Source organism: Hydrogenophaga sp. PML113, from assembly GCF_001777155.1.
Classification (GTDB): domain Bacteria; phylum Pseudomonadota; class Gammaproteobacteria; order Burkholderiales; family Burkholderiaceae_C; genus Hydrogenophaga; species Hydrogenophaga borbori.
In genome coordinates this window covers 75,785-98,904 of record NZ_MIYM01000009.1, presented here as the reverse complement: position 1 = coordinate 98,904, position 23,120 = coordinate 75,785, and the positions used below count along the sequence as shown (strand labels likewise).

The 23,120-nt window shown below is 73.2% G+C and carries 19 protein-coding genes; 16 read left to right on the top strand and 3 right to left on the bottom strand.

The annotated features are described in order from the left end of the window. Window positions 1-88: 88 nt before the first annotated feature. The 10 genes from BHU06_RS17090 to BHU06_RS17045 are packed head-to-tail and all read left to right on the top strand — an operon-like array spanning window position 89 to window position 9,306. On the top strand, window positions 89-709 hold the full coding sequence (locus BHU06_RS17090) for a DUF4126 domain-containing protein (protein WP_070400419.1): 621 nt from the start codon (window positions 89-91) through the stop codon (window positions 707-709). Then, entirely contained in the window at window positions 706-2,022 is a 1,317-nt protein-coding gene (gene bioA, locus BHU06_RS17085; protein WP_083293287.1) for an adenosylmethionine--8-amino-7-oxononanoate transaminase, read from the top strand. Before BHU06_RS17090 ends, bioA begins: the two co-directional genes overlap by 4 nt. Next, window positions 2,012-3,241, top strand: a complete 1,230-nt coding sequence (locus BHU06_RS17080) for an 8-amino-7-oxononanoate synthase (RefSeq protein ID WP_070400418.1) — start codon at window positions 2,012-2,014, stop codon at window positions 3,239-3,241. Before bioA ends, BHU06_RS17080 begins: the two co-directional genes overlap by 11 nt. Further along, window positions 3,241-3,951 (top strand): dethiobiotin synthase, encoded by a 711-nt coding sequence (gene bioD / locus BHU06_RS17075; RefSeq protein ID WP_070400417.1) that lies wholly within the window; start codon window positions 3,241-3,243, stop codon window positions 3,949-3,951. The genes BHU06_RS17080 and bioD overlap by 1 nt, the downstream gene beginning before the upstream one ends. After that, window positions 3,944-5,953 (top strand): acetyl/propionyl/methylcrotonyl-CoA carboxylase subunit alpha, encoded by a 2,010-nt coding sequence (locus BHU06_RS23170; protein WP_070400416.1) that lies wholly within the window; start codon window positions 3,944-3,946, stop codon window positions 5,951-5,953. The genes bioD and BHU06_RS23170 overlap by 8 nt, the downstream gene beginning before the upstream one ends. A gap of 19 nt (window positions 5,954-5,972) precedes the next feature. After that, entirely contained in the window at window positions 5,973-6,893 is a 921-nt protein-coding gene (locus tag BHU06_RS17065) for a glyoxylate/hydroxypyruvate reductase A (RefSeq protein WP_070400415.1), read from the top strand. A gap of 11 nt (window positions 6,894-6,904) precedes the next feature. Then, window positions 6,905-7,816: a hydroxymethylglutaryl-CoA lyase gene (locus BHU06_RS17060; RefSeq protein ID WP_070400414.1), complete on the top strand. Its 912-nt coding sequence runs from the start codon at window positions 6,905-6,907 to the stop codon at window positions 7,814-7,816. A 4-nt stretch (window positions 7,817-7,820) separates the two neighbouring features. Beyond that, window positions 7,821-8,417 (top strand): YbaK/EbsC family protein, encoded by a 597-nt coding sequence (locus BHU06_RS17055; protein ID WP_254668196.1) that lies wholly within the window; start codon window positions 7,821-7,823, stop codon window positions 8,415-8,417. Continuing rightward, the gene (locus BHU06_RS17050; RefSeq protein WP_070400413.1) at window positions 8,414-8,638 is read left to right on the top strand and encodes a DUF1289 domain-containing protein; all 225 of its coding nucleotides are present in this window, start codon (window positions 8,414-8,416) and stop codon (window positions 8,636-8,638) included. Before BHU06_RS17055 ends, BHU06_RS17050 begins: the two co-directional genes overlap by 4 nt. After that, window positions 8,635-9,306: a 2-hydroxychromene-2-carboxylate isomerase gene (locus tag BHU06_RS17045; RefSeq protein ID WP_070400412.1), complete on the top strand. Its 672-nt coding sequence runs from the start codon at window positions 8,635-8,637 to the stop codon at window positions 9,304-9,306. The genes BHU06_RS17050 and BHU06_RS17045 overlap by 4 nt, the downstream gene beginning before the upstream one ends. Before the next feature lie 16 nt (window positions 9,307-9,322). Here the strand turns inward: BHU06_RS17045 and BHU06_RS17040 are convergent, their stop codons facing one another. Both BHU06_RS17040 and BHU06_RS17035 read right to left on the bottom strand, forming a co-directional pair. Beyond that, entirely contained in the window at window positions 9,323-10,615 is a 1,293-nt protein-coding gene (locus BHU06_RS17040) for a serine hydrolase (protein WP_070400411.1), read from the bottom strand. A 56-nt stretch (window positions 10,616-10,671) separates the two neighbouring features. Beyond that, window positions 10,672-11,766 carry a substrate-binding domain-containing protein gene (locus tag BHU06_RS17035; RefSeq protein WP_070400410.1) on the bottom strand — a complete coding sequence of 365 codons (1,095 nt, stop codon included), beginning with the start codon at window positions 11,764-11,766 and terminating at the stop codon, window positions 10,672-10,674. 236 nt (window positions 11,767-12,002) lie between these two features. Between BHU06_RS17035 and BHU06_RS17030 the strand changes: the two genes are divergently transcribed. The 6 genes from BHU06_RS17030 to BHU06_RS17005 all read left to right on the top strand — a co-directional run bounded on the left by BHU06_RS17030 (window position 12,003) and on the right by BHU06_RS17005 (window position 21,869). Further along, on the top strand, window positions 12,003-12,476 hold the full coding sequence (locus tag BHU06_RS17030; RefSeq protein ID WP_070400409.1) for a hypothetical protein: 474 nt from the start codon (window positions 12,003-12,005) through the stop codon (window positions 12,474-12,476). A gap of 84 nt (window positions 12,477-12,560) precedes the next feature. Beyond that, a complete protein-coding gene (locus BHU06_RS17025) occupies window positions 12,561-13,043 on the top strand; it encodes a hypothetical protein (RefSeq protein WP_070400408.1) in 483 nt (160 codons plus the stop codon). Window positions 13,044-13,105: 62 nt separating this feature from the next. After that, window positions 13,106-16,735 carry a hypothetical protein gene (locus tag BHU06_RS22875; RefSeq protein WP_175442877.1) on the top strand — a complete coding sequence of 1,210 codons (3,630 nt, stop codon included), beginning with the start codon at window positions 13,106-13,108 and terminating at the stop codon, window positions 16,733-16,735. A 76-nt stretch (window positions 16,736-16,811) separates the two neighbouring features. Continuing rightward, entirely contained in the window at window positions 16,812-18,536 is a 1,725-nt protein-coding gene (locus BHU06_RS17015) for an NADH-ubiquinone oxidoreductase-F iron-sulfur binding region domain-containing protein (RefSeq protein ID WP_070400406.1), read from the top strand. Then, complete coding sequence (gene fdhF / locus BHU06_RS17010; RefSeq protein WP_083293286.1) at window positions 18,533-21,361, top strand: formate dehydrogenase subunit alpha; 2,829 nt, start codon at window positions 18,533-18,535, stop codon at window positions 21,359-21,361. The genes BHU06_RS17015 and fdhF overlap by 4 nt, the downstream gene beginning before the upstream one ends. Before the next feature lie 70 nt (window positions 21,362-21,431). Then, window positions 21,432-21,869 (top strand): universal stress protein, encoded by a 438-nt coding sequence (locus tag BHU06_RS17005; protein WP_070400405.1) that lies wholly within the window; start codon window positions 21,432-21,434, stop codon window positions 21,867-21,869. Between the two features lie 23 nt (window positions 21,870-21,892). Here the strand turns inward: BHU06_RS17005 and BHU06_RS17000 are convergent, their stop codons facing one another. Next, complete coding sequence (locus BHU06_RS17000) at window positions 21,893-22,999, bottom strand: ABC transporter substrate-binding protein (protein ID WP_070400404.1); 1,107 nt, start codon at window positions 22,997-22,999, stop codon at window positions 21,893-21,895. Between the last annotated feature and the right edge of the window lie 121 nt (window positions 23,000-23,120).

Genomic DNA, 23,120 nt, shown 5'->3' with positions numbered 1-23,120 from the left:
CTCCCCCCTCTCTCGCCTTCGGCGGGAGTGGGGCGCACCCAGAGGCCTGGCAAGGCCAGTGCCTCGGGTGCTCCGGAGGCAACGCGACATGAATGACGCACTGCGATCCCTGGGCACGCCCGAGCTGCTGGCGCTGGCCGCCGCGCTCGGCTGGGCCAGCGGCCTGCGCCTGTACCTGGTGGTTTTCCTCACCGGCCTGGCGGGCTGGATCGGCTGGCTCGAGTTGCCGCCCGGCCTGCAGGTGCTGCAGCACCCCGCGCTGCTGGGCGCCAGCGGCTTCATGCTCTTCATCGAGTTCTTCGCCGACAAGATCCCCTGGGTCGACTCCCTCTGGGACCTGGTCAACAGCGTGATCCGCGTGCCGGCCGGCGCCGCGCTCGCCGCCGGCGCGCTGGGCGCCGACAGCGCCACCCTGGCGCTGATGGCCGCGCTGCTGGGCGGCACCCTGGCGGCCACCAGCCAGGCCGCCAAGACCAGCGCGCGCGCGGCCGCCAACGCCTCGCCCGAACCCTTCACCAACCTGGGCTTAAGCCTGCTCGAAGAGGGCCTGGTGGTGGCCGCGCTGTGGCTGGCCACGAACCACCCCCTGGTGTTTGCGGTCCTGCTGGTGGTTATCGTGCTGGTCATGTGGTGGATCACGTGGACGCTGTTCCGCTTCCTGCGCGCCGTCTGGCGCCGCGCGCTGGGGCGGGCACAAGAACCGGTATGACGAACAACGGATCGGCCATGCCCGAGCTGGCCGCGCGCAGTCTGGCGCGCGTGTGGCACCCCTGCACCTCGATGGCGCGCGCCGCGCAGCGCCCGCCGCTGCCCCTGGCGCGCGGCGAAGGCCCCTGGCTGTTCGACAGCGAGGGCCGGCGCTACTTCGACGCCATCTCCTCCTGGTGGGTCAACCTGTTCGGCCACAGCGACGAGGGCCTGCGCGCGGCCATCACCGCGCAGTTGAACACCCTGCCGCACGCCATGCTGGCGGGCTGCACGCACGAGCCCGTGGTGCGCCTGGCCGAGCGCCTGTGCGCGCGCAGCGGCGGCGCGCTGGCGCACGCCTCCTTCGGCAGCGACGGCGCAAGCGCGGTCGAGATCGCGCTCAAGCAGAGCTTTCACGCCTGGCGCAACCAGGGCCTCGAGGGCAAGCGCGGCTTCGTCGCCCTGCGCGGCGGCTACCACGGCGAGACCCTGGGCGCGCTGTCGGTGACCGACGTGGCCATCTTCCGCGACGCCTACGACCCGCTGCTGATGCGCAGCCGCCTGGTGGACGCGCCCGACAGCCGCCTCGGCAATGAAGACCAGGCGCTGGCCGCGCTGGCCGCGCTGCTGGCGCGCGAGGCCGATCAACTGGCCGCCGTGCTGATCGAGCCGCTGGTGCAGGGCGCCGCCGGCATGGTGATGCATGCGCCGCGCTACCTGCGCGAGCTGCGCCGCCTGTGCACCGCGCACGGCGTGCACCTGATCGCCGACGAGATCGCCGTCGGCTGCGGGCGCACCGGGCGCTTCTTCGCCTGGTCGCACACCGAGCCGGCGGGCCCGGCCGATTGGCCCGACTTCCTGCTGCTGTCCAAGGGCATCACCGGCGGCACCCTGCCGCTGTCGGTGGTGCTCAGCGGCGAGGCCGTGTTCCGGGCCTTCTGGTCCGACGACCCCGCGCGGGCCTTCCTGCACTCGCACTCCTACACCGGCAACCCGCTGGCCTGCGCGGCCGCCAACGCGGTGCTCGACCGCTTCGACGCCGGCCAGGAGGCGCGCTGCGCCGAGCAGGCCGCCTGGCTGGCCCAGGCCTTCGCGCCGCTGGCGCAGGACGATCGCGTGGCGCACCTGCGCCAGCGCGGCACCATCCTGGCCTTCGACCTGCCGGGCGCGGCGGCCGATGTCGCCGAGCGCTTCCACCTCGCGGGGCGCGCGCACGGGCTGCTGATCCGGCCCATCGGCCGCACGGTCTACCTCATGCCGCCGTACCTCGTCGACCCTCCCACCGCGGCCTGGCTGGCCGAGGCCGTCACGGACACGCTGAACGATGTGGTTTGAGCACCTGAACCAGCGCCTGGACGACCTCGACGCGCGCGACCTGCGGCGGCGCCTGCGCGTGGCCGACAGCGGCACCGCGCCGCGCCAGCGCGTGCGCGATCCGCGGGGCGGCACGCGCGAGCTGCTCATGTTCTGCGGCAACGACTACCTGGGCCTGGCCGCGCACCCCGCCATCGCCGAGGCCCTGGCCGAGGGCGCGCGGCGCTGGGGCGGCGGCTCGGGCGCCTCGCCGCTGGTGAGCGGCCACAGCGCCGCGCACGCGGCCGTCGCGGCCTGGCTCGGCGAGGCCTTCGCCGGGCACATTCCCCAGGCCCGCGCGCTGGGTTTCTGCACCGGCTACATGGCCAACCTGGGCGTGCTCACCGCGCTGGGCGACGCCGAGGTCGAGCTCTTCTGCGACCAGCTCAACCACGCCTCGCTCATCGACGGCGCGCGCCTGTCCCGGGCGCGTGTGAGCGTCTACCCGCACGCCGACACCGCGGCCCTGGCCGCGCGACTGGCCGCCAGCGCGGCGCCGCGCAAGCTCATCGCCACCGACAGCGTGTTCAGCATGGACGGCGACATCGCTCCCCTGCGCGAGCTGCTGGCCCTGGCCGAGGCGCACGACGCCTTGCTGGTGGTCGACGACGCGCACGGCTTCGGCGTGCTGGGCGAGGACGGCCTGGGTGCCCTGCAGCTGCTGGGCCTGCGCAGCCCACGCCTGGTGCTGATGGGCACCCTGGGCAAGGCCGCGGGCCTGGCCGGCGCCTTCGTGGTGGCGCACGACCGCGTGATCGAATTCCTGCTGCAGAGCGCGCGCAACTACATCTTCTCCACCGCCGCGCCGCCGTTGCTGGAGCACGCCGTGCTCACCTCGCTGCGGCTCATCCAGGGACCCGAAGGCCGGCGGCGCCGCGCCGCGCTGCGCGAGCGCGTCGCCCAATGGCGCGCGGGCGCCCAGGCCCTGCTGGCGCGCCACGCCGGCCTGGGCTGGCGGCTGATCGATTCGCAGACGCCGGTGCAGGCCCTCGTGGTGGGCGGCAACGCGCCGGCCATGGCGCTGTCGGCGCGGCTCGAGGCCGAAGGCCTGCGCGTGCCGGGCATCCGCCCGCCCACGGTGCCGGTGGGCAGCGCGCGCTTGCGCGTGACCTTGTGCGCCAGCCACGCGCCCGAGGACGTGGACCAGCTGCTGCACGCCCTGGAACGCGCCGCGCTGTCCGTGGCGCTGGAGGTGGCCTGATGCAAGGCCTGTTCGTCACCGGCACCGATACCGAGATCGGCAAGACCTGCGTCAGCGGCGGCCTGGTGCTCGCGCTGCAGGCGCGGGGCTGGCGCGTGGCGCCTTTCAAGCCCCTGGCGGCCGGCCAGCGGCAGGACGCCGACGGCCGCTGGTTCAACGAAGACGTGCGCCACCTGCACGCGGCCCAGGCCCTGGGGCTGAACGAGGCCGAGGTCGGGCCGTTCCAGTGGCGCGAGGCCTGCGCGCCGCACATCGCGGCCGCGCACGAAGGCCGGCCGGTCGAGCGCGCGGCCGTGCTGGCGGCGGCGCGCGCGCTCGCCGCACGCGCCGATCTGCTGGTGGTCGAAGGCGTCGGCGGTTTTCGCGTGCCCCTGCGGCCGGACTGGGACACGGCCGATCTCGCGGTCGACCTGGACCTGCCCGTCCTGCTGGTCGTGGGCTTGCGCCTGGGCTGCCTCAACCACGCCGCCCTCACCGCCGAGGCCGTGCGCGCGCGTGGCCTGCGGCTGGCGGGCTGGGTGGCCAACGCGGTCGACCCGGCCTTTGCCCACGCCGACCTCAACCTGTCATCGCTGCAGGCGCTGCTGCGGGCGCCCTGCTGGGGCCGCGTGCCGCGCCTGGCCGATCCCACGCCGCGCGCCGTCGCGCCGCACCTCACCCTGGACCACGCGCCCGCGTGGCCATCCACCCGGAGACCCTCCCATGTTTGACAAGATCCTGATCGCCAACCGCGGCGAGATCGCCTGCCGCGTCGCCGCCACCGCGCGCCGCCTGGGCGTGAAGACCGTGGCCGTGTACTCCGACGCCGACGCGCGCGCCAAGCACGTGGCCGCCTGCGACGAGGCCGTGCACATCGGCGGTTCCGCGCCCAAGGACAGCTACCTGCAGTGGGAGCGCATTCTCGCGGCCGCCCGGGCCACGGGCGCGCAGGCCGTGCACCCGGGCTACGGTTTCCTCAGCGAGAACGAGGCCTTCGCCGACGCCTGCGCCAAGGCCGGCCTGGTCTTCATCGGCCCGCCCTCGTCGGCCATCGAGGCCATGGGCCTGAAGGCCGAATCCAAGCGCCTGATGGAAAAGGCCGGCGTGCCCCTGGTGCCCGGCTACCACGGCACCGACCAGGACCCGGCCCTGCTGCAGCGCGAGGCCGACCGCATCGGCTACCCCGCGCTCATCAAGGCCAGCGCGGGCGGTGGCGGCAAGGGCATGCGCGTGGTGGAAAAAAGCGAGGACTTCGCCGCCGCCCTGGCCAGCTGCCAGCGCGAGGCGCGCAACAGCTTCGGCAGCGACGCCGTGCTGATCGAGAAGTACGTGCAGCGCCCGCGCCACATCGAAATCCAGGTCTTCGGCGACACGCAGGGCAACTGCGTCTACCTGTTCGAGCGCGACTGCTCGGTGCAGCGGCGCCACCAGAAGGTGCTGGAGGAGGCGCCCGCGCCCGGCATGACGCCCGCGTTGCGCCAGCGCATGGGCGAAGCCGCGGTGGCGGCCGCGAAAGCGGTGAACTACGTGGGCGCGGGCACGGTGGAGTTCATCGTCGAGCAGCCCGAGGGCTACGACCACCCCGAGGCCATGCGCTTCTACTTCATGGAGATGAACACGCGCCTGCAGGTGGAGCACCCGGTGACGGAGGCCATCACCGGCCTGGACCTGGTGGAGTGGCAGCTGCGCGTGGCCTCGGGCGAGCCCCTGCCGCTGCGCCAGGACCAGCTGCGCATGAACGGCCACGCCATCGAGGCGCGCATCTGCGCCGAGAACCCCGACAACCAGTTCCTGCCGGCCACCGGCACGCTGCAGGTCTACCGCAAGCCGGCGCACACCGCCTTCGAGCGCGGCACCACCCGCGTGGACGACGGCGTGCGCGAGGGCGACGCCATCAGCCCCTTCTACGACTCCATGATCGCCAAGCTCATCGTGCACGGCGACAACCGCGAGCAGTCCCTGGCGCGGCTGGACGCGGCCCTGGCCGAGACCCGCATCGTCGGCCTGGCCACCAACGTGCAGTTCCTGCGCCACGTGGTGGCCAGCGAGTCCTTCGCCACGGCGCGGCTCGACACCGCGCTCATTCCGCGCGAATCGGCCGTGCTGTTCCAGCAGGACCGCGTGGGCACGCCCACGGCCGTGGCCGCCGCCGTGGCCCAAACCCTGCTGGGCGAACGCGCGCTCGAAGGCGCCGACCCCTTCTCGCGCCGCGACGGCTTCCGCTCGCACGGCCTGACCACGCGCCGCTTCGACTTCGAGGTCGCCGGCGCCACGCTGCAGGCCACGCTCACCTACGGGCGCGGCGGCGCGCTCACGCTGGCGCTGGGCGACGTGCAGGGCCCGCTGGTGGTCGAGCCGCTGGCCGGCGAACGCTTCGACCTGCAGTTCGCCGGCCGCCGCGACACCGTGCAGACCTGGACCACGGGCGAGACCGTGCACGTGTTCTGCGCGCGCGGCGCCACCAGCCTGGTCGAGATCGACCGGCTGGCCCACGCGGGCGAAGGCGAGGGCGAGGGCGGCCGCCTCACCGCGCCCATGCCCGGCAAGGTCGTGTCCTTCGCCGTGAAGGCCGGCGACGCGGTGAAGAAGGGCCAGCCGCTGGCGGTGATGGAGGCCATGAAGATGGAGCACACCATCGCCGCGCCGGCCGACGGCACCGTGGCCGAGCTGCTCTACGCGCCCGGGGACCAGGTCGCCGAGGGCGCGGAGCTGCTCAAGCTGGCCGCGCATTGAGGAACCCCCGCTTCGCACCATGCACATCACCGTTTGCCTCAGCCAACAGAAGCCCGAACCCTGGCAGGAGGGCCTGCGGGCCGCGCTGCCGGATGCCACCGTCAGCGTCTGGCGGCCCGGCGCGCCCGCCGCCGACTTCGCGGTGGTCTGGGCGCCGCCCCAGGCCTTCTTCGACGAACAGCCGGGCCTGAAGGCCGCGTTCAACACCGGTGCCGGCGTGGACGCCCTGCTCGGCCTGCGCGTCGCGCCGTCCACGCGCCTCGTGCGGCTCGACGACGCCGGCATGTCGGTGCAGATGGCCGAGTTCGCCTGCCACGCGGTGATCCGCCATTTCCGCGAACTGGACGCGTATGAGGCCGACGTGCGCGAGGGTCGCTGGAGCTACCGCAAGCCGCGCGCCCGCGCCGACTTCCCGGTCGGCGTGATGGGCCTGGGCGTGCTCGGCGAGCGCGTGGCGCGCGCGCTCACGGTGTTCGACTTTCCCGTGCACGGCTGGAGCCGCTCGCCCAAGGCCATCGACGGCGTGCGCTGCCACGCGGGCGAGGCGCAGCTCGACACCTTCCTGTCGGGCTGCCGCGTGCTCATCAACCTGCTGCCGCTCACGCCCCAGACGCAGGACATCCTGAACCGCCGCACCCTGGGCCTGCTGCGCCCGGGCGGCTACCTGATCAACCTCGCGCGTGGCGCGCACCTGGTGGACGAGGACCTGCTGGCCCTGCTCGACAGCGGTCATCTGGCCGGCGCGGCGCTCGACGTCTTCCGCACCGAACCCCTGCCCGCCGGGCATGGTTTCTGGAACCACCCGAAAATCACGCTCACGCCGCACACCTCGGCCCGCACCCTGCGCGAAGAGAGCATCGCGCAGATCGCGCGCAAGATCGCCGCGCTGCAACGCGGCGAAGCCGTGGCGGGCGAGGTGGACCGCCAGCGCGGCTATTGAAAGGACATCCCATGAACCAGCTCCCTCAGCGCGTCAAGCTCGTCGACGTCGGCCCGCGCGACGGCCTGCAGAACGAGAAGCAGCCCGTGCCCGCCGCGGTCAAGATCGAGCTCGTGCACCGCCTGCAGGCCGCCGGCCTGACCGAGATCGAGGTCACCAGCTACGTGAGCCCCAAGTGGGTGCCGCAGATGGCCGACAACCACGAGGTCATGCAGGGCATCCAGCGCCGCGCCGGTGTGCGCTACTCGGTGCTGACGCCCAACCTGAAGGGCTTCGAGGCCGCGCTGGCCGACCGGCCCGACGAAATCGTGGTCTTCGGTGCCGCCAGCGAGGCCTTCAGCCAGAAGAACATCAACTGCAGCATCGCCGAGAGCATCGAGCGCTTCGCGCCCGTGGTGGCGGCGGCCAAGGCCAAGGGCATCGCCGTGCGCGGCGCCATGAGCTGCACCGTGGGCTGCCCGTACGAAGGCGAGGTGCCGCCCTCGCGCGTGGACTACCTCGCCGGCCTCATGAAGGGCATTGGCGTGGAGCACGTGGGCGTGGCCGACACCATCGGCGTGGGCACGCCGAAGAAGGTGCAGGCCGCCTTCGAGGCCACCTTCAAGCACTACGGCGTCGACCAGGTGTCGGGCCACTTCCACGATACGTACGGCCAGGCCGTGGGCAACACCCTGGCCGCGCTGGAGATGGGGGTGTGGCAGTTCGACGCCTCCGTGGCCGGCCTGGGCGGCTGTCCCTACGCCAAGGGCGCCACCGGCAACGTCGCCACCGAGGACGTGGTCTACCTGCTGCACGGCATGGGCATCGCCACCGGCATCGACCTCGACGCCCTGATCGACGCCGGCGCCTACATCAGCCAGCAGCTGGGCCGGCCCACCAACTCGCGCGTGGCGCGCGCCGTGCTGGCCAAGCGCCAAGGCTGAGCGCATGACGCCGGTGTCCGAACTGCAAACCTCCCCCGCCATCCGCCGCGTGGCCGAGCGCCTGGCCGCGCTGGGCCACGCGCACGCGCCCGTGATGCTCGACGACGCCGCGCGCACCGCGCAGCAGGCGGCCGACGCGCTGGGCGTGGCCCTGGGACAGATCGCCAAAAGCATCATCTTCCGCCGCAAGGGCGACGAGCGCGCGGTGCTGGTCATCACCTCCGGCGACCGCCGCGTGGACGAGAAGCGCGTGCAGGCCCTGGTCTGCGGCGAGGGCCACAAGCTGGGCCGCGCCGACGCCGACTTCGTCAAGGCGCAGACCGGTTTCTCCATCGGCGGCGTGTCGCCGCTGGCGCACGCCCACGAGCCCGTCACGCTGATCGACCGCGAGCTGTTCCGCTTCGACGTGGTCTGGGCCGCGGCGGGCCACCCGCACGCCGTGTTCCCGCTCACGCCGCAGGAGCTGGAGCGCTACACCGGCGCGCCCGTGGCCGACGTGGTCCAGGGTGACGCGGGCCCCCACGCGCCGCCGCTGCGCGGGCCGCTGCCCCCCGCGGGGGCGGATCCGGCTGGCGGCGGCCCGGCGCCGGATCGCGCATGAACGCGCCCGAACGCCCCAACTTCAAGCGCGCCCGCATGCGCCAGCCCGGCGTGGCCGTGCCCTCGCCCTGCCTGAGCGTGTGCCGGCTCGACGAGCGCCGGGGCCAATGCGTGGGTTGCCTGCGCACGCTGGCCGAGATCGGCGCCTGGAGCCGCATGAGCGACGCCGACAAGCTGGCCGTGTGGGCGCAGCTCGACACCCGGGAGCCGATCGCCGAATGAAAGACGTCCAGTTCTTCTACGACCCCATCTCGCCCTACGCGCACCTGGCCTTCGCGGCCTTGCCGCAGGCGCTGATGGGCCACAGCGTGGCGCTGCACTACCGCCCGGTGCTGTTCGCCGGCCTGCTCAAGGCGCACGGCCAGCTGGGGCCGGCCGAGATCCCGGCCAAGCGCGACTGGACCTACCGCCAGGTGCAGTGGCTCGCGCACACGCACGGCATCCGGCTCGAGCTGCCCGCCACCCACCCCTTCAACCCGCTGCCGCTGCTGCGCCTGGGCCTGGCCACCGCCGTGGACGAAGCGCCCGGCGAGACCAGCCGCTACGTCACCGAGCTGCTGTTCCAGCACGTCTGGCACGGCGGGGCCGACGCGGCCGATCCGGCGCGCCTGGCCGATCTGCGGGCGCGGCTGCAAGACCACATGGCCCAGCGCGGTCGGGCCTGGGTCGAGCCCGACAGCGATGTGGTGAAGCAGGGCCTGCGCGCCAACGGCGAACAGGCCCTGGCCCTGGGCCTGTTCGGCGTGCCCGCCCTGGTGGTGGACGGGCGCCTCTTCTGGGGCTTCGACGCCCTGCCCATGCTCAAGGCCTGGCTGGACGGCGACGCCTGGTTCCAGGGCGGCGCCTGGGAGGCCGCCGCGCGCACGGCGGTGGGCGTGCAGCGGCGCTGAACGCGGGGCGCGCGCCTCAGCGCCGCGCCATCAGGTGCTTGGCCAGCGCGTGGTACGCCGGCAGCGAGTTCGGGTCGTTGGCCGCGTTGCCGGCCGTGGGGTGCGAGGCGAAGCGCGCGATCACCATCTCCGCCTTCGGGTCGATGTACAGCGCCTGGCCGTGCACGCCGCGGGCCATGTAGGCGCCGTGGTCGTTGTGCGTCACCCACCACATGTTGCGGTAGCTCCAGCCCTTGAGCTGGGCGTAGCCGGCCTTCTCGAAATCGGCCTTCGAGCCGCCGCGCCGGATGTCGGCGATGGCCGCGCGCGGAATGATCTGCTGCCCGCCCAGGCGGCCGCCGTTGCGCAGCAGCTCGCCCACGCGCGCGAGGTCGCGCAGGCCCGCGTTGAGCCCGCCGCCGGCGAAAGGCGTGCCGATCGAGTCGACGGTGAAGTAGGCGTCCTGCTCGGCGCCGATGCGCCGCCACAGGCGCCGCGACAGCAGCTCGGCCACCGACTGGCCGCTGACCCGCGCGATCACCCAGCCCAGGGCGTCGCTGTTGGCGGTCTTGTAGCCGAAAGCCTCGCCGTGGTGGCCCTGGGGCTGCACCGTCTGCAGGTACTCGAAGTAGCTGCGCGGGCCCTGGTAGCCGGCGGGCTTGGGCAGTGGGCTGCCCGCCTGCGCGTGCTGCCAGACGTCGGCCTGGGGGTCGGCGTAGTCCTCGCTGAAGCGGATGCCGGTGGTCATGTCCAGCAACTGGCGCACGGTGGCGCTGCCGAAGGCCGAGGCCGCGAGCTCGGGCACGTAGTGGTCCACGCGCCGGTCCGGGTCCAGCCGGCCTTCGGCCACCAGCACCGCACCCAGCAGGCCGGTGAAGGACTTGGTGACCGACATCAGGCCGTGCTGGCCTTCTTCGGTGAGCGCGCCGAAGTAGCGCTCGTAGACGATGCGGCCGCGGTGCAGCACGACGATGCCATCGGTGTAGTTGAGCGCGAGCGATTGCGCCCAGGTGATGGGCTCGCCGCCGCCCAGCGGGGTGAAGCGCAGGCCGTCGATGTCGCCGCGTTCGGCGCGCGGCAGCGGCCGCGGCGCGCCCAGTCCGCGCGAGACCTGCACGGTGGGCATCAGTTCGCGGAAGTGCGCCACGCTCCAGCGCCAGGCCGGGAAGTTGGCGTAGCTGCCATCGGCGAAGCGGATGGTGCGCTCGGCCGGCGGCGGGGCGCCCTTCATCCAGCCCAGCCGGGCGGGGTCGCTGGCCTCGGCGTCGGGGGGCGCGGCGGGCGCGGGCAAGGCCGCGAGCAGGGACAGGGACAGCAGCAGGGATCGCATGGGGTCTTCCTCCGATGGGCCAGTAGACGGCGCCCGTGCGCGAGCGTCAAGGCGGCTCAGCCGCCGAAGGCCTCGGCCAGCGTCAGCACGCGGCCGGTCTGCGCGGCCTCGTAGCCTTTGAGCGCCGCCACCCGCGCGCGAAACGCCGGCGAGCGCAGCACCGCCAGCACTGGCCGCAGGCCGGGGCGCTGCGAGGCGTCGGCCGGCACCGCGAAGAAGTAGCGTTCGCGCAGCAGCGGAATGAAGTGCAGGCCGAAGCGGTGCGCCGCCGTCTGCACGCCGATGCCGGCGTCGGCCATGCCGCTGGCCACGTAGGCGGCCACGGCCGCGTGCGTGAACTCGGTGTTGTCGTAGCCCAGCAGCGAGCGCGGCGCGATGCCCTGGCGCTGCAGCAGCAGCTCGATCAGCACGCGCGTGCCCGAGCCCTCGGGCCGGTTCACGAAGCGCAGGCCGGGCCGCGCGAGGTCTTGCAGGCCGCGCAGGCCCAGCGGGTTGCCCGGCGCCACGAACAGGCCCTGCGTGCGCACGGCCAGGTGCACCAGGCGGTGCTGCTCGGGCCGCAGCCAGGCCAGGTAGCGCTGCGCGGCCGCCGCTTCGAATTCGCCCAAGGGCACGTGAAAGCCGGCCAGGTCGCACTCGCCGTGCGCCAGCGCGGCCACGGCCTCCAGGCTGGAGCGGTAGCGCAGCTCCACCGGCACCTGACGCGCCGCCAGCTGCTCGCGCAGCGCGGCCACCGCGAAGCCGTGGCTGGCGTGCAGGCGCGCCACGGCGGGGGCGTGCGGCCGCACGCGGCCCAGCTCGCCTTCGAGCTCCGAGGCCAGGGATTCCAGCAGGGGTTGCAAGCGCGCGCCGATGCGCGCATCGGCCCACACCAGCTTTTCGCCCAGCCCGGTCAAGGCCGAGCCGCGCCCGCGTCCGCGCAGCAGCAGCGGTTCGCCGAACAGGGCCTCGGCCTGGCGCAGCAGGCCCCAGGCGTGGCGGTAGGACAGCCCGGCCTCGCGCCCGGCCTGGGCGATGCTGCCGGTGGCCTGTACGGTGGCCAGCAGTTCGAGCAGGGGGGTGGCGTCGAGCGGGGCGTCGTCCGCGCGGCCCACGCGCCAGCGTGGTTGCAGGCTCACGCGCAGCGGTTCGGGCGGGGGGCGGACGGCCATGGCGCGGCGGCTATGTGAATGGCCGGACATATTAAGCGAGCCGCCGCGCGCGCTGGCCGGTCGAGCGGTGCGGGGGCTGGGCCCTGTGCGTTTCCTGACGTGATGAATTGGTAGAGAACCCGCATCGGCCATCGGGATACCTAAGGTCCGCCTTTTGCATGAATGACGTTCAGGCGTTCGCGAGGAGGGGATGGATGGGCCTCGTGAGCGTTCCGACAACACACAGGACGCCCCGCATGACCGAACCCCGTGCCACCGATTTGCTCGAGCGCTTGTTGAACGCGCTGTCCGAGGAACTGCCCGCCGACCGGCCCCTCGCCCCACCACGGGGCGAGGGGCCGTTTCTCTTCGATGTCGAGATCGCCTCGATGCCCGTGACGCTGCGGTGCGATCCGCGGCATTCGCCGGCCTGCCTCACGGTGGCCTGCCCGCTTGGCCCCGTGCCCGAAGGCGACGCCCTGGCCGAGGCCGCGCTGCGCCAATTGCTGCGCGTGAGCGAGCTCACGGCCGGCTCGGGCACCGTGGCCGGCTACGAGCCGGGCGATCGCCGCCTGCACCTGCTGCACGTGGTGCCCTTGGCCACCGCGAGCGCGCGCCTGCTGCTGGCCACCATGACCGGCCTGGCGCACATGGCGCGGCGCTGGCGGGACGACCACTTCCTGGGTGCCGCGCCCCTGGCCGATGGCTTGAGCGCCAGCCTGCGCGCCTGAACGGCGCGGGCTCTTCGCGCCCGCGCCGGCCTTTGTTCCCTTTGTGCTTCGGCGCCGGCCCGGCCGGCAGGAGGGCGCACGCCCATGCCAACCCCACCACCGACGTTCCGTTTCGCCACGCACGACCCGCGCCGCCTCCTGGTGGATTGGCTGGCGGCCATGCGCTGCGCCTGGTACCCGGTCGAACTCGGCGCCGCGCTGAACCCTTCGCTGGACCCCGGGTCGCTGCTCGCCGCCCAGTGCCGGGTGGGGACCGAGACGGTGCTGCTGCAGCACGACCTGGAGAACCGGCCCGACCACGCGCGCGTGGTCTGCGTGCTGGGACCGCTGCCCGGACGCGATCCGCTGCCGATGCTGCTGAGCCTGCTGCAGGCCAACCTACTCATCGCCTTGCGGGGCCACGGCGCGGTGCTGGGCCTGGAGGCCAGCGCCGACGCCGTGTGCCTGACGGACGAGCTGTCGCTGGCCGAAGGCGCGGAGGCGGCCTTCCGCGTGCGCCTGCGCCACCTGGCCAGCCAGGCCGCGCGCTGGCGCCAGGGCCAGCTGTTTCCCGAAGCCTGGCCCTGATGCACCACGCGGGCCGACGCGAGCCCGGTGGCTTCCCGTTCCATTGACCCGCTGGCCTCTCCATGAACCCTTTCACTTCCCAGCCGCCCACGGCATTCCCTCGTCGTCGCTCGGCCTCGGCGCCGGTCGGCACGCTCCACGACCGGCCCAGCGCCCCGGGTGAGCGGCGGGGCGGCGACCCCGCCCAGGCCTCACCGCTGAAGCCCAGCGTCGTCCAGTTGGTGGACGAGCTGCTGGCCGGCGCGGTGTTCGATCCCCAGGCGGTGTTCAACAGCTACTGGACCGGCCAGTGGAATCCCCAGGATCCGCGCGGCAGCCTGTTCGGGCCATTGAAGGGGCCGGCGCTGTACGACGCCGTGGTGCAGGTGCTGCAGGTGGGGCAGGCGAGCCTGCGGACCCAGCGCCACGAGCTGAAGGCGTTCAACAACCTGTTCGAGCCTTTGCTGCACGAGGCCACCGCCGACGCCGAGGCCGCCACCGAGCAGCCCGAGCCGCCGCCGTTGGGGTTCCCGGTGCAGGACACGCCGGGCCTGACCGACGCCGGCACCGATGCCGAGCCGGTGGTGGAGGCCTGCTTCCCGCGATGGCCTGCGCGCCAGGCGCCGCTGTCCGACCGGCAGGCGCGGCACACGGTCCACCTGCTGCTCGATCACCGGGAGGGCGCGGACCTGACCGATGCCTGGGATTCGCTGGGCCCGCTGGAGGGGATCGATCGGCTCAGGGCGCTCGACCAAGTCGAGCTCAGCCTGCACGAGCTCCTTGACATGCTCACGATCAGCGACGCCGATGGCCACCGGATCGCCACCCTCATCGAGGCCATGCGGCAGGGCGTCGAGGTGAAGGAAGAGGATCGGCTGCTCGCGGCCTTGCTCCGGGGCGCGCACCCCGGCGACCGTGAGGCCCCGGCGCCGCTGGACATGGGGGGGCTGATCGATCGCTTGCGCAAGGGCAAGTTCGGTGAAGGCGACAACGCCGCTCTCATCGAGCTGTTTGGCGGTCGCACCGGCAGCGAGCTCTGGGACGCGATCAACGAGGTGGAGTGCGCTCTGCGCGAAGGCGCGCACTCGGGCGAGCGCACCCCGTTGTCGGAGGACGAGCGCGAAGCGGTGTTGTCCTGCCTCACGGCCTTGCGGCAAGGCCTGCTGCGCGAGAGCCTGTCGACCGCCGCCGCCCTCGACGGGCTGATCGCCGAGATCGAGCGGTGGCCCGGACCGGGCGAGGCGCCGCCGACCCCGGTGCCCCCATCGTTGCAGCGCGAGCCCGACGCCCTGGGCGCGCTGGGCCAGCTCATCCACCGGGTGGGCGCCTTGCACGGACGCCAGCCTCGGGGGCTGAGCAAACACCCGCATTGGCTCGGCGTGAGGCTCGAGGCTTGCCGGCGGGTGCTGCAACAAGGGGGGGTGGCCGCGCTGCAGCGCCTGCTCGCCCACCTGAGCCCGCCCCAGCAATGGCAGGTGCTGTCGACCCTGGTGGAAGACACGGCGCTGCTGAAGCAGTACCCGGCCCTGTTGGCGCTGGAGGACCACGTCTACCGGCACCGCATCGCCCAGCGACGGGGCGACCAGCCACTGAAGCGCGTGCGCGACTGGTACCGGCTGCTGTCGACCCAGGCCCGGGCCTGGGTGGTGCCGCCCGCCGTGCCCGCGGGCATCGGGGCCGAGGAGTGGGTGCGGGAACTGTGGATCCTGCTGTACCAGCGCCACCCCGAGCCCTCGCGCCAGCGGGCCGAACTGAGCCAGGCCCTGGAGCGCTACCAGCACGCGCTGGGCGTCAAGACGGACCGCGAGCACGCGGCGGCCCTGTGGCTCGATTCGGTGAGGGCGGCGTTGGCGGCGTCGACATCGGGGCATGCGCTGCTGGAGGTGCTGCGCCACCACCTGGGCCTGGACGCGAACGTCGCGCTGGCGCTCATGGCCGCGCTGGCGGAACCGGTGGCGTTCGACGACACCCAGCGGGTCTTGATCCGGCGCGCCGCCGCGATCCTGATGGCCGAGCACGACCACAGCCTGCTCTGCATCGCCTTGCCCTACCACAAGGCCAGGACGCCCCAGCGACTGAACATCTTCTATCCCCGTGCGGCCAGGCCGCACGCCTCGGCGGACACCCTGGACCACCACCAGAAACTGTTGAACCGATGGCGCGAACACGCGCCCCTGGTCGATCAAGACCTCCACCGGGTTCAGGCGTGGCTGTCGGACCCGCCCACCACCCGGACCGGTCCCGACGGGCAGGCCGTCGAACTCACCCCGGGCGAGCAGTGCGACCACCTGCTCTGCGCCATGGCACTGCCCCCCAAGCGCGTGGAGCTGGCGCTGTTGAAGATCGCGCAATCCAGCACGGACCCGGACGGGCGCGACAAGTACCTGCTGGTGCGGCGCCTGCTGTCCGAACTGGTCTACTCCGAACGCAACGACGCCCGCCGCAACCCGCCCATGAGCGCGTCCGCCATCCTGCTGCGCGCGCTGGGGGTGGCCGCCAACGGCGCGCGCGAAGGCGGTGCGCACGGCGTGGCCATGTTCGCGGTGCGCCTGGGCGCGCACTACATGGGCGGCTGGAGTTTTCCGTTGTTGGGTGGGGTCTGCATGGTCCTGTCGCTGTGGGCGCGGTACCACCTCGAACACGCCAAGTCGCCGGACTACCAGCTGAACCCGAGCCCGATCCTGGACAACCTGATCCGGTACGTTCCCGTGCTGAACACGGTGTGCCTGTCGGGACTGCTGCTGTGCACGGGCATCCTGCCGGCGGCGAATGGCCTCGAGCTTCCCTTCGATCTCGGCGAGGCGCTGTACCTCATGAACGTCATGCGCGCGCTGCGCCAGGTCATGCAGAGCGGCACGCAGCCCCTGGCGCGCCTGTTCCGCCTGACCGACGCGCGCGGCGCGGGCCTGCCCGCCCAACTGACCTTCTTCGTGAACTGCGGCCGCGACGCCCTCTACATGGGCAGCTCGATCGGCTTTCTCTTCTTCCTTGGCCGGCACCTTGATGAACAAATGGCCGGATGGGGCGCGCCGCGCTCCACCGGCGACCGGCTGCTGCGGGAGCTGATGAAGACGCTGCCGTCGACGCTGAACGAAATGGTGGACGGCTTCAATCCCGACATCGCCATCCTGTCGGCCCGGTGGGTGTCCTGGCTGAAAGGCACCCTGGGGCTGGGCGACGACGACTTCCTGCTGCAACCCGGCGTGCCCCTGCAACCGGCGGCCGTGCCCGCGCACATGGCCGACCACATCGCCGGGCGCAGCGACATCGTCGGCCTGCAGGACCCGTTCAACACCGCGTCGGCGCTGGCGACCCATCTGGAACAGCACGGGCTGGCGCTGTTTTTCAAGTGGGTGGCGGTGGTGCTGAACGGGTTTCTCGGCGCCTTGCGCGGCCGGGAGCTGAGCTACCTGAGGACCACCGACCCCAGGGCCTCGGCGATGGCGCCGCGCGACGGCTTCAACCCCCGGAACCCCGACGGCCTGCTGGTGGCGCTGGCCTACCTGGCGTCCGCGCTCGCCTCCCAGGTGCGTCAGGGGGGGCGCCACCTGGGGCTGTTGCAGGCACCGCCCCCGCAGGTCACGACACAGATGCCGCCTCAGGTGCGAGAGGCGCAGCGCCTCCGGACCCAGACGCTGCTGGCCTCGTCCCGGGGCCGGGACGCCGTGCCCGGCACCCCCCGGACGACCACCGACGACGCCCGCGAGTCGTGAGCCGGTGCCGATCGGCGTTCATATAGGCAACAAAAAACATATTAAGTGCCGTGCATGGTGCTAGCCTGCCGGCACGATGAACCCGCCCCACGACACCCGCGCGGTCATCCCCATCCGCCCGCTGGACCGGCAGGCGCGTGGGGCCGCGCGCCGCACCCCCAAAGGCCGCCAGGTGGCGCCCGCCGCGCGCGAACGCGTGGCCGCGCTGTGCGCCGGCCTGGAGCCGCGCCCCGATCTGCTGATCGAGCACCTGCACCGCCTCAACGACGCCGAGGGCGCCCTGCGCCGGGGCCAGCTCGCCGCGCTGGCCGAGCGCCTGCGCCTGAGCCAGGTCGAGGTCTACGAGGTCGCGAGCTTCTACCACCACTTCCACGTGGTCGACGACGAGGCCGCCGCGCCCGCCACCACCGTGCGCGTGTGCACCAGCCTGGCCTGCGCCATGGCCGGCGGCGAGGACCTGCTGGCCCGCACGCGCGAGGCCTTGGCGGGCCGCGCCGACGTGGCGGTGGAGGAGGCCCCCTGCATCGGCCAGTGCCACCAGGCGCCCGCCGCCTGCGCGGGCCAGCGGCAACTGCCCCAGGCCACGGCCGAGTCCATCGTGGACCACGTGGCGCGCGGCGAGACCGGGCCGCGCCAACTGCCGCACCCGCTGCCCAACGATCTGGCGCAATTGGGGCGCCTGCTGGCGGGTGACCTCACGCCCGAGGGCGTGATCGCCGAACTCAAGGCCGCCCACCTGCGCGGCCTGGGCGGCGCCGGCTTTCCGGCCTGGCGCAAATGGGACACGGTGCGCGCGCAGCCCGGCCCGCGCCACGGCGTGGTCAACATCGACGAGGGCGAGGTCGGCACCTTCAAGGACTGGCTGGTGCTCAGCATGGGCGCGCCGCAGGTGCTGGAAGGCGTGCTGGTCGCGGCCGAGGTGGTGGGCCTGGACCACGTCTGGCTCTACCTGCGCGACGAGTACCACGACCTGCGGCCGATGCTGCAGCGCGAGATCGACGCGCTGGCGCCGCGCCTGCAGGCCCTGCGCGAGCGCTTCCCGCACTACCGGCCGCCGCGCATCGAGCTGCGGCGCGGCGCGGGCGCCTACATCTGCGGCGAAGAGTCCGCGCTCATCGAGTCCATCGAAGGCCGGCGCGGCCTGCCGCGCCTGAAGCCGCCCATCGTGGCCATGAACGGCGTGTTCGGACGGCCCACGCTGGCGCACAACCTGGAGACCCTGTGGTGGGTCCCCGAGCTGCTGGCGCAGGGCGGGGCGGCCTGGGCCGCGCTGGGTCGGCGCGGGCGCCACGGCCTGCGGCGCTTCTCGGTGTCGGGCCGGGTGAACCGGCCCGGCGTGCACCTGGCGCCGGCGGGCATCACGCTGCGCGAGCTGGTCGACGAGTTCGCGGGCGGCATGCAGGCCGGCCACGAGCTGCGCGCCTACCTGCCCGGCGGCGCCTCGGGCGGCATCCTGCCCGCGTCGCTGGCCGACGTGCCGCTGGACTTCGACACCCTGGCCGAGCACGGCGCCTTCGTCGGCTCCATGGCCGTGGTGGTCATGAGCCAGCACGACAGCGTGCGCGACGCCGCGCTCAACCTCATGCGCTTCTTCGAGATGGAGTCCTGCGGCCAATGCACGCCCTGCCGCGCGGGCACCGGCCAACTGGTGCGCCTGATGCAGGCGCCGCGCTGGGACGCCGAGCGCATGGACGAACTCTCGGCCGTGATGCGCGAGGCCAGCATCTGCGGCCTGGGCCAGGCCGCGCCCAACCCGGTGGACAGCGTGCGCCGCTTCTTCGCCCAGGAGGTGGGCCTGTGAACACGAACGATCTGCCGCGCCACGCCGCGCCGATTGCCTTCACGCTCGACGGCCGCGTGGTGGAAGCCGCGCCCGGCGAGAGCCTGCTGGACGCCGCCGAGCGCGCCGGCGTGGTGCTGCCCCGCCTGTGCGCCAGCGAGGGCCTGCGCCCGGCCGGCAACTGCCGCGCCTGTGTGGTCGAGATCGAGGGCGAGCGCGTGCTCGCGCCCTCGTGCTGCCGCGCGCCCACGGCCGGCATGGTGGTCAGGAGCGACACGCCGCGCGCCGCGAACGCGCGCCGCACCGTGCTCGAGCTGCTGCAGGCCGACGCGCCGGTCACCACCGCGCTCAAGCACGACAGCGAACTCGCGCACTGGGCGCGCGAGACCGGCGCGCGCGCCGGCCGCTTCGCGCCGCGCGGCGCCATCGGCGAGGACCTCAGCCACCCGGCCATGGCGGTGAACCGCGACGCCTGCATCCAGTGCACGCGCTGCATCCGCGCCTGCCGCGAGACGCAGGGCAACGACGTGCTGGGCCTGGCCTTTCGCGGCGGCCACGCGCAAATCGTGTTCGACCAGAACGACCCCATGGGCGCCAGCACCTGCGTGGCCTGCGGCGAGTGCGTGCAGGCCTGCCCCACGGGCGCCATCGCGCCGGCCAACGGCGCCTTCGCCAAGCCCTCGCTCCAGCGGGTCGACTCGGTCTGCCCCTTCTGCGGCGTGGGCTGCCAGCTGCGCTACCACGTCGATGAGAGCGGGCGCATCGCGCACGTCGAAGGCATCGCGGGCCCGGCCAACGAGGGCCGCCTGTGCGTCAAGGGCCGCTTCGGCTTCGACTACGCGCACAGCCCCGAGCGCCTCATGCGCCCGCTGATCCGCCGCGCCGACGCGCCCAAGGACCCCACGGCCATCGAACGGCGCGACTGGCGCGAGCTGTTCCGCGAAGCCAGCTGGGACGAGGCCCTGGACGCCGCGGCCGCGGGCTTCCGCGCCGCGCTGGGCGCCACCGCCGCGCGCGGCCGCGCCAGCCCGGTGGCGGGCTTCGGTTCGGCCAAGGGCACGAACGAAGAGGCCTATCTGTTCCAGAAGCTGGTGCGCACCGCCTTCGGCACGCACAACGTCGACCACTGCACGCGCCTGTGCCACGCCTCCAGCGTGGCCGCGCTCATGGAAGGCCTGGGCTCGGGCGTGGTGAGCAACCCGCTGCGCGACGTCGAACACGCCGAGCTGGTGCTGCTGATCGGCGCCAACCCGGCGCAGAACCACCCCGTGGGCGCGACCTGGATCAAGAACGCCATCCGCCGCGGCACGCGCCTGGTGCTGGCCGATCCGCGGCGCACCGAACTCGCGCGCCACGCTTGGCGCTACCTGGGCTTCTCGCCCGGCAGCGACGTGGCCCTGCTCAACGCCATGCTGCACGTGATCGTGGCCGAGGGCCTCACCGACCCCGCCTACATCGCCGCGCACACGCGCGACTTCGACGCCGTTCAGGCCCACGTCGCGGCCTTCACGCCCGAGGCCATGGCGCCGGTCTGCGGCATCGAGCCCGAGGCGATCCGCGAGGTCGCGCGCGCCTTCGCCACCGCCAAGAGCGCCATGATCCTCTGGGGCATGGGCGTGAGCCAGCACGCGCACGGCACCGAGAACGCGCGCGCGCTGATCGCGCTCTCGCTGATCACGGGTCAGATCGGCCGGCCTGGCACCGGCCTGCACCCCTTGCGCGGCCAGAACAACGTGCAGGGCGCGAGCGACGCCGGCCTCATTCCCATGGTGCTGCCCGACTACGCGCGCGTCAACGACGCCTCGGCGCGCGAGCGCGCCGAGGCCCTGTGGCGCCTGGCGCCCGGCACCCTGGGCGCCGAGCCCGGGCTCACCGTGGTCGAGATCATCGAGGCCGCCTACCGCGGCGACATCAGCGCCATGCTGGTCCAGGGCGAGAACCCGGCCATGAGCGACCCCGATGCCGCGCACGCGCGCGCGGCGCTCGCGGGACTGAAGCACCTCGTGGTGCAGGACATCTTCCTCACCGAGACCGCCGCGCTGGCCGACGTGGTGCTGCCCGCCACCGCCTGGCCCGAGAAGACCGGCAGCGTGACCAACACCGACCGCTGCGTGCAGCTGGGCCGCAAGGCCGTGGCCTCGCCCGGCGAGGCGCGCGCCGACGCCTGGATCACCGAGCAACTGGCCCGCCGCCTGGGCCTGGGCTGGGACTACGGCATCGCGCCCGACGGCTCGGGCACCGGCGACGGCGCGCAGGGCATCGGCGCCGTGTACGAGGAGATGCGCGCGCTCATGCCCAGCATCGCCGGCCTGTCGTGGCCGCGCCTGTGGCGCGATGGCGCGGTGACCTATCCCGTGAGCGACGAGCAGGACCCGGGCCAGCCCGTGGTCTTCACCGAGGGCTTTCCCATGCCCGAGGGCCGCGCGCGCCTGGTGCCCGCCGCGCTGGTGCCGCCGGCCGAGCGGCCCGACGGCGAGTACCCGCTGGTGCTCATCACCGGCCGCCAGCTGGAGCACTGGCACACCGGCAGCATGACGCGGCGCAGCGCGGTGCTCGACGCGATCGAGCCCAGCCCGGTGGTGAGCCTGAACCCCGCCACCGCCGAGCGCCTGGGCCTGCGCGCGGGCGCGCTGGCGCGCGTGCGTTCGCGGCGCGGCGCCATCGCCCTGCCGGTGCGCGTCGACGACGCGATGCCGCCCGACACAGCCTTCATCCCCTTCGCCTACGCCGAGGCGGCGGCCAACCTGCTCACCAACCCCGCGCTCGATCCGCTGGGCAAGATCGCCGAACTCAAGTACTGTGCGGTGGACGTGCGGCCCGCGGCGCACGAGGCGGCGTCGGCTTGACCCGCCTCAAGCCCCGGGCCGCGACCCTGGCCCATCATGGGCCATCGATCCGCGACCACAGGAGGCCCGCATGTTCAAGAAGATCCTCGTTCCCACCGACGGCTCCGAGGTGGGGCACCAAGCCGCCGCCACGGCGGCCCAGATGGCCAGCGAGTCGGGCGGGCAGGTGGTGGGCGTGTACGTCATCGACCCCTTCCCCTACATCGGCATCGGCGACGCCTCGGCCGTGGGCCTGCAGGCCTACCTGAGCGATGCCAAGCGCGTGGCCGGCGACGCGCTGGACAGCGTGGCCAACGCCTGCCGCGCGAAGAACGTGCCGTTCGCGGGTGACACCATCGAGCGCAACCTGGTGTGGGAGGGCATCCTGGAAACCGCCAAGGCCGAGGGCTGCGACCTGATCGTGATGGGCTCGCACGGCCGCCAGGGCGTCAAGGCCCTGATCCTGGGCAGCGTCGCGCAGAAGGTGCTGACGCACGCGCACATCCCGGTGCTGATCGTCAAGGGCTGAGAAGCGCGGAGCGGCGCCCCGGCTCAGCGCCGGAAGCGCCCGCTGGCGTCGATGATGGACAGGTCGGCGAAGTCCAGCCCGGTGTGGTTGCCCGAGCTGTAGCTCACGGTCAGGCCGCCCAGGTCGTAGCGCGACAGGCCCTCCAGCGCGTCGCGCAGCTTCTGCGGTGTCGGCTTGGGGCCGGCGCGGCGCAGGCCCTCCACCACCACCTTGGCACCGGCGAAGCCTTCCATCATGGCGGGCGACACACCCGCCAGGCCCTTGGCCTTGGCCAGGTCCTGGGCTTCCTTGATCAGCGGGTAGCTCACCGAGCGCTCGTTGGGGAAGACCTGGGTCACGATCACGCCGCGCGCGTGCTCGCCCAGCAGCTGGATGAAGCCGTCCGAGGCGTTGTTCGACAGCGTCACCACCTGGGCGCGCGAGCCCGCCGCGCGCAGCGCCTTCACCGCGTTGGCGGTGTTGCCGGCCGAGGCGATCACCATCACCGCGTGCGCCTGCCGCTGGGCGATCTCGGCCGCCACGGCGCTGTAGTCGGGCTTGTCGCGCGGCGTCTTCTGGCGCAACACCGGTTCCAGCTTGGCCTTGGCGAAACCCTGCATCGCGCCGGCCGCGCTGTCGGCGCCGAAGGAGTCGTCGGTCTCGATGATGGCGATGCGGTTCTGGCCGATGCTGGCCAGGTGTTCGACGGCGCGCGCGGCCTCGCGCTGGTAGGTGGCGCGCACGTTGAACACCCAGGGGTTGACCGGCTGGTGCAGCACCATGGCGCCGGTGCTGGGCGCCACCAGCGGCACCTGGTGCTCGGCCAGCAGCGGCAGCAGCGCCTCGGAGTGCGGCGTGCCCCGGTTGAGGAACAGGGCCAGCACGCCGCGCTGGGTGATCAGCTCGCGCGCGACCTGCACCGTTACCTTGGGGTCGAACTTGTCGTCGACCGAGATCAGTTCGATCTTCTCGCCATGCACGCCGCCGCGCGCGTTCACGGCGTCGAAGTACAGCCGCGCGCCTTCGGTGTTTTCCTTGACCCCGGCGGCCACCGAGCCGCTGAAGCCCGAGGGCTGGCCGATGCGCAGCTGGGCGTGCGCCTGTGCGAGGAGGATGGTCAGGGCGATGGCGACGAGCAGGCGGTGCCTCATCTTTGTCTCCATTTGTAATGGCGCGCGATTCTGCGCAGAGGCTCCCCCGGAAGGACAGTGTGGAAATGACGTAGGGCGCGGCAGCGGTCGCGGGCGGTCCATAGAATCTTCCGCTTCCCGC

What these genes read in the sequence shown, in the direction of transcription:
- BHU06_RS17090 (WP_070400419.1), top strand. Translation starts at nt 89, where the DNA reads ATGAATGACGCACTGCGATCCCTGGGCACGCCCGAGCTGCTGGCGCTG.
- bioA (WP_083293287.1), top strand. Translation starts at nt 706, where the DNA reads ATGACGAACAACGGATCGGCCATGCCCGAGCTGGCCGCGCGCAGTCTG.
- BHU06_RS17080 (WP_070400418.1), top strand. Translation starts at nt 2,012, where the DNA reads ATGTGGTTTGAGCACCTGAACCAGCGCCTGGACGACCTCGACGCGCGC.
- bioD (WP_070400417.1), top strand. Translation starts at nt 3,241, where the DNA reads ATGCAAGGCCTGTTCGTCACCGGCACCGATACCGAGATCGGCAAGACC.
- BHU06_RS23170 (WP_070400416.1), top strand. Translation starts at nt 3,944, where the DNA reads ATGTTTGACAAGATCCTGATCGCCAACCGCGGCGAGATCGCCTGCCGC.
- BHU06_RS17065 (WP_070400415.1), top strand. Translation starts at nt 5,973, where the DNA reads ATGCACATCACCGTTTGCCTCAGCCAACAGAAGCCCGAACCCTGGCAG.
- BHU06_RS17060 (WP_070400414.1), top strand. Translation starts at nt 6,905, where the DNA reads ATGAACCAGCTCCCTCAGCGCGTCAAGCTCGTCGACGTCGGCCCGCGC.
- BHU06_RS17055 (WP_254668196.1), top strand. Translation starts at nt 7,821, where the DNA reads ATGACGCCGGTGTCCGAACTGCAAACCTCCCCCGCCATCCGCCGCGTG.
- BHU06_RS17050 (WP_070400413.1), top strand. Translation starts at nt 8,414, where the DNA reads ATGAACGCGCCCGAACGCCCCAACTTCAAGCGCGCCCGCATGCGCCAG.
- BHU06_RS17045 (WP_070400412.1), top strand. Translation starts at nt 8,635, where the DNA reads ATGAAAGACGTCCAGTTCTTCTACGACCCCATCTCGCCCTACGCGCAC.
- BHU06_RS17040 (WP_070400411.1), bottom strand. Translation starts at nt 10,615, where the DNA reads ATGCGATCCCTGCTGCTGTCCCTGTCCCTGCTCGCGGCCTTGCCCGCG.
- BHU06_RS17035 (WP_070400410.1), bottom strand. Translation starts at nt 11,766, where the DNA reads ATGGCCGTCCGCCCCCCGCCCGAACCGCTGCGCGTGAGCCTGCAACCA.
- BHU06_RS17030 (WP_070400409.1), top strand. Translation starts at nt 12,003, where the DNA reads ATGACCGAACCCCGTGCCACCGATTTGCTCGAGCGCTTGTTGAACGCG.
- BHU06_RS17025 (WP_070400408.1), top strand. Translation starts at nt 12,561, where the DNA reads ATGCCAACCCCACCACCGACGTTCCGTTTCGCCACGCACGACCCGCGC.
- BHU06_RS22875 (WP_175442877.1), top strand. Translation starts at nt 13,106, where the DNA reads ATGAACCCTTTCACTTCCCAGCCGCCCACGGCATTCCCTCGTCGTCGC.
- BHU06_RS17015 (WP_070400406.1), top strand. Translation starts at nt 16,812, where the DNA reads ATGAACCCGCCCCACGACACCCGCGCGGTCATCCCCATCCGCCCGCTG.
- BHU06_RS17005 (WP_070400405.1), top strand. Translation starts at nt 21,432, where the DNA reads ATGTTCAAGAAGATCCTCGTTCCCACCGACGGCTCCGAGGTGGGGCAC.
- BHU06_RS17000 (WP_070400404.1), bottom strand. Translation starts at nt 22,999, where the DNA reads ATGAGGCACCGCCTGCTCGTCGCCATCGCCCTGACCATCCTCCTCGCA.